This window comes from Hyphomicrobiales bacterium (assembly GCA_030688605.1).
Classification (GTDB): Bacteria; Pseudomonadota; Alphaproteobacteria; order Rhizobiales; family NORP267; genus JAUYJB01.
On record JAUYJB010000134.1, the window covers coordinates 1 to 4,473 of the forward strand.

Annotated in this window: 6 protein-coding genes and 1 pseudogene; 6 read left to right on the top strand and 1 reads right to left on the bottom strand. The window is 63.9% G+C overall.

Annotation, left to right across the window (positions count from 1 at the left end; all coding sequences use genetic code 11):
- From Q8P46_14630 to Q8P46_14650, 5 genes are all read left to right on the top strand, one after another.
- On the top strand, positions 1–620 hold a 620-nt coding region (locus Q8P46_14630; GenBank protein MDP2621383.1), incomplete at its 5' end, for a TrbI/VirB10 family protein.
- A gap of 13 nt (positions 621–633) precedes the next feature.
- Positions 634–936 (top strand): DUF2274 domain-containing protein, encoded by a 303-nt coding sequence (locus Q8P46_14635; protein MDP2621384.1) that lies wholly within the window; start codon positions 634–636, stop codon positions 934–936.
- A 4-nt stretch (positions 937–940) separates the two neighbouring features.
- Positions 941–1,273 (top strand): DUF736 domain-containing protein, encoded by a 333-nt coding sequence (locus tag Q8P46_14640; GenBank protein MDP2621385.1) that lies wholly within the window; start codon positions 941–943, stop codon positions 1,271–1,273.
- A gap of 142 nt (positions 1,274–1,415) precedes the next feature.
- Positions 1,416–2,243, top strand: coding sequence for a hypothetical protein (locus Q8P46_14645; protein ID MDP2621386.1), 828 nt, complete (start codon positions 1,416–1,418; stop codon positions 2,241–2,243).
- A 93-nt stretch (positions 2,244–2,336) separates the two neighbouring features.
- The gene (locus Q8P46_14650) at positions 2,337–3,221 is read left to right on the top strand and encodes a nucleotidyl transferase AbiEii/AbiGii toxin family protein (GenBank protein ID MDP2621387.1); all 885 of its coding nucleotides are present in this window, start codon (positions 2,337–2,339) and stop codon (positions 3,219–3,221) included.
- A 59-nt stretch (positions 3,222–3,280) separates the two neighbouring features.
- On the opposite strand, the gene Q8P46_14655 is transcribed toward Q8P46_14650, so the two are convergent.
- Complete coding sequence (locus tag Q8P46_14655) at positions 3,281–3,697, bottom strand: very short patch repair endonuclease (GenBank protein MDP2621388.1); 417 nt, start codon at positions 3,695–3,697, stop codon at positions 3,281–3,283.
- A 256-nt stretch (positions 3,698–3,953) separates the two neighbouring features.
- Between Q8P46_14655 and Q8P46_14660 the strand changes: the two are divergent.
- Positions 3,954–4,408, top strand: a pseudogene (locus Q8P46_14660) (transposase).
- Positions 4,409–4,473 lie beyond the last annotated feature (65 nt).

The window sequence follows — 4,473 nt, forward strand, 5'->3', positions numbered from 1 at the left end:
TGAACCAGCCGGTCGAGAAGAGCATCTACAATCCCCACGCGCTCCAGACGCCGGCGTCGCCCCATCAGGTGATGGCGGGCAGCATCATCGCCGCCAGCCTCGTCACGGGCCTGAACTCGGATCTGCCGGGCCTCGTCGTCGCCCAGGTCACAGAGCACGTCTATGACACGGTGACCGGCCGCACGCTGCTGATCCCGCAGGGCGCCCGGCTGATCGGCAGCTATGACAGCGTGATCGCCTTCGGCCAGAGCCGGGCGCTGCTGGTCTGGCGGCGCATTGTTCTGCCCGATGGCTCCTCCATTCAGATCGACAATCTGCCCGCGACCGATGCCGCCGGCTACGCCGGGCTCGAGGACGAGGTCGACTTCCACACCTGGCGGCTGATCAAGGGCGTGGTCCTCTCGACGCTGCTCGGCGTCGGCACGGAGCTGAGCCTCGGCGGCGAGGAGAGCGATCTGGTCCGGGCGTTGCGGGAATCCACCCAGCAGAACGCCAGCCGCGCCGGTCAGCGCATCACCGAGCGGAACCTCAACATCCAGCCGACCATCACCGTCCGCCCCGGCTGGCCGCTGCGCGTGATCGTCCACAAGGACCTCGTGCTCAGGCCCTATCGCGGATGAAAGGAGCAGGCCCATGTCCGATTTGAAGCTCGGCAAGCTGCCGGACCGGACGCCGGTCAAGATCACCATCACGGTGAGTCCCGGCCTCAACCAGGCGCTGCGCGAATACGCCGCGATCTATCGGGAAGCCTACGGAGAAGCCGAAGCCGTCGCCGATCTGATCCCGTTCATGCTCGGCGCGTTTCTGGAAAGCAACCGCGGCTTCGCAAAGGCGCGAAAGGAGGTATCGCTCGACGCGCCTGTCGAGACGGCGCGGCACCGCCGTGCCCGCCGCTCCCCATCCGAACCCCCGTCAACCACGAGCCAGGAGGAATAAGACCATGTCCGTGATCGGCACATTCACGCCCGCCAAGGACGGCGGCTGGACCGGCTCCATCCACACGCTGACGATCAACACGAAGGTGCGGCTGGTCCCGAACGACAACCGCGACAGCGAGAACGCGCCGGTGTTCCGGGTGTTCGTCGGCCAGTCCCGCGTCGGCGATGCCTGGGCCGCACGCTCCGGCGGCGATACGCCCAAGGACTATCTGCGCGTCCGCCTGGACGACCCGAGCCTGCCGGAACCGATCAGCGCCGCCCTGTTCCAGTCCGAGGACGGGAACGAGGCGCAGCTCGTCTGGAACAGGCGGAAGGCGGAGGGGGCCACGAAGTAGGCTCTCTATCCTGAGATCGGAGAAAGCCATATCTTATATATGGCTTGGTTCCATTCTAGAGGAGTAAATTGGTCCGGATTTCTGCTTTACCCTTGACGGGCGAAGCCATATCTCATATATAGTTACAGTCGATTGTACCAAAGTGAAGTCCGAAACCGCCATGTCCCGGCTCATATCCGCGCCCTTCTTCAGCGCTCACCCAGTCTTCAGCCGCGCCGAATACGCCGCTGCTGTCGGCCGCCGCCCTGACGACAAGGTCGTAACGGCGATGCTTACCCAGCATCTTCAAGCGGGCAACATCCGGCGCATCGCGCGGGGCGTCTTCGCGTCCGTGCCCAAGCATGCCGACGCCGGGAAATGGTCTGTCGACCGCTTCCTGGCCGCCTCCCGACTGCGCCGCGGCGGCGTGATCGCCTATCACTCGGCCCTCGAGCTGCACGGCTGCGCCTACACCGAGGGCCATGACGTGCAGGTGATCGCACCCGGTGAGCCCGGCGTGTTCGAAGCCGTCGGTTTCACCTGCCGGTTCGTCAAGCCGCCGCGCGGCTTCGCCCAACGAGATGGGGCATCGGCGGACGGCGTCACGATGGTCGACCGCTTGGGGCTGGAGGTCAGCGTGACGACGATCGAGCGGACGATTGCGGATCTGTTCGACCGCTATGACCTCGCCGGAGGCGCGGAGGAGCTCTTCAACTCGCTGGACTTGGTGGCACGAGTCGACGCCGCAGCGCTGGTCCGGTACGCGCGCGCGCTCGGCAATGCCACGGCCGCTGGCGCTCTGGGCTCCTGGCTGGAGCGCGAACAGAAACGGCTGGGTGTGCCGGACGCTGCGCTCGAAGCGCTCCGCACGCTGGCGCCGTCTCAGGCGCGATATGCTCTGGGCACGAAATCGGGCGAGGGGAGGACAGCCAAGGGCTGGAACGTCATTCTCCCCATCGACGTCGTCGAACGCCGCTTCGAGGGGCTGTGAATGGCGGCGCCCTCGGCCCAAACGCTGCAGCGCATTGCGGATGACACCGGGCACCAGCTCGGTGCGCTCGAAAAGGTACTGCGGCTGTTGGACTTGCTGCAGGAGATCGCCCGAGATCCGGTCCTGTCGGAGCGGCTCGTCCTCAAGGGCGGCACGGCGCTCAATGTGTTCCACCTCGGTCTCGACCGGCTCTCGGTCGATATCGACTTGAACTACATAGGCGCGCTCGACAGGGCCGTGATGGAAACCGAGCGCCCAACCGTCGATGCGGCGCTCAATCGTCTCCTTACTTCTCAGGGCTACAGCGTCCGCCGCCAGCCCGACGAGCATGCCGGCGGCAAGTGGCTGTCGCGCTACTCGTCCGCGCTTGGCGGCAACGCCACACTGGAGCTCGATGTCAACTACATGGCGCGCCAGCCCCTGTTTGGCGCGGCCCGCATGGAGTCACGTCCTCTCGGCGAAATGCAGGCGAGCGACGTTCTCGTCCTCGATCTCCATGAAATCGTCGCCGGCAAGCTCGTCGCACTCGTCGACCGGCATGCCGCGCGCGATCTGTTCGACGCGCGCCGCATCCTATCGATCGACCGACTCGACTGGAGCCGGATCAAGGCCGCTGTGCTCGCCATCGGCGCTTGCGGGCGGCGCGACTGGCGGACCATGTCGGTCGACGCCATCAAAGGCGACCCGCGCGAACTCCGTCAGAAGCTCGCGATCTGTCTGCCGCGCGACAGCTTTGCCGGCAAAAAAGACGTCAATGCGTGGATCGAGGAAACAGTTGCGCTCTGCCGGGAAAGGTTTGCCTTCCTGTTCGATCTTTCGGCGAACGAGCGCGAGTTCCTCGATAGCGTTCTGGATCGTGGCGTAGTCAATGCCGATCTGCTCGACGTTGAGCCAGCGATACGTGCGCGAATTGAGGCCATGCCGATGCTTGCGTGGAAATGCCAGCACGTTCGGACGCATCGAGGACTGGACCGCTAGGCAGCCGAGGTCGAAGATGTTGTCGGAACGGCCTCTTGCGCCCTGGAAGACATCGTCTTCTAACCCGTTTCTGAAACATGTTTCGTCTGGCCGCCGACAGGGCCTGGCGGCCCAAGGAAGCGTCGAAGCCGCACCTTCAGGGTCTCTGTGTTGCGTGTCTCGCATTCCCACACAAGCAGAACCCGGTAGCCAAGCGCTTCAAGCTCGCGAATTTTTTGGCGGTCTCGGTCTAAGTTCCGCTCGAGCTTCGGTGCCCAGTACGCCGAGTTGGACTTTGGCTTCGAAGCAAGGTGACAACCTTCGTGGGAATGCCAGAAGCATCCATGAACGAAGATCGCCCACTTTCTACTCCGGTTGGCAAGGTCGGGTTTGCCGGGAAGGTCGGCGGCGTGCTTTCGAAAGCGCAGTCCCAGCGCATGTACCGCAGAGCGCACACGGACCTCTGGCGTCGTATCCTTGGAGCGGATTCTCGACATTGTGGCCGCGTTCGGGGAGCCCTTCCAGCCTTGTATGCTCGTAGGTGTGAAACAGCGCCGAAGCGGGACCCCGCCCGGCATTCAAGTCAAGTCAAGTCAAGTCAAGTCAAGTCATTGAAATTACAGCAACATTGGAAAGAGACAGGGAGTTCCCGTCGGCGCCGATCAGAGGCCCTCTGCTTTCATCGCCTTCCTCAGATGTTCAATCGCTTGGATGCGATTGGCGCGGGGTTGCGTTTTCGTGCTGATCCACAGTGTGCCCCTTCAACGCTGCACGGTTCATAAGCATCGCAACCTGCTCGGCCACGCGCCCGAGCGCCTGCACGAGGAGATCACCGCCGACTACACCGACATGATCTACGCCGCGAGGGCCGAGGAGATCGAAGAACGACGCAAGGCCTTTGTCCGCAAGTGGCGGCTTCGCCACCACGCCGTCGCCGATAGCCTTGAAGAGGCCGGCGACGCCCTGTTCGCTTCACCCGTTTGCCGCCATCGCAATGGCGAAGCGCCAGGACATCGAACGCCATCGAACGCCTCCACGAGGAGTTCAAGCGGCGGATCAAAACCCAGACGGTGCTGCCCTCCGCCGACACCGCGGCCATGTTGTTCTGGGCTCTGCTCGCTTCCGGTCAGATCAACATGCGAAAGGTCGACGGATGGCAGACGCTCAACACCAAGGTCGCCGACCGCCCGATTGACCTGGCCGCCTGAACCTATACCTTCAAACCGCCGGAGGCTGCGTCACGCCGAATTCCAACACAATCCGATACGGCACC

Excerpts from the sequence above, each read along its gene's own strand:
- Q8P46_14635 (MDP2621384.1), top strand. The coding sequence starts at position 634 with ATGTCCGATTTGAAGCTCGGCAAGCTGCCGGACCGGACGCCGGTCAAG.
- Q8P46_14640 (MDP2621385.1), top strand. The coding sequence starts at position 941 with ATGTCCGTGATCGGCACATTCACGCCCGCCAAGGACGGCGGCTGGACC.
- Q8P46_14655 (MDP2621388.1), bottom strand. The coding sequence starts at position 3,697 with ATGTCGAGAATCCGCTCCAAGGATACGACGCCAGAGGTCCGTGTGCGC.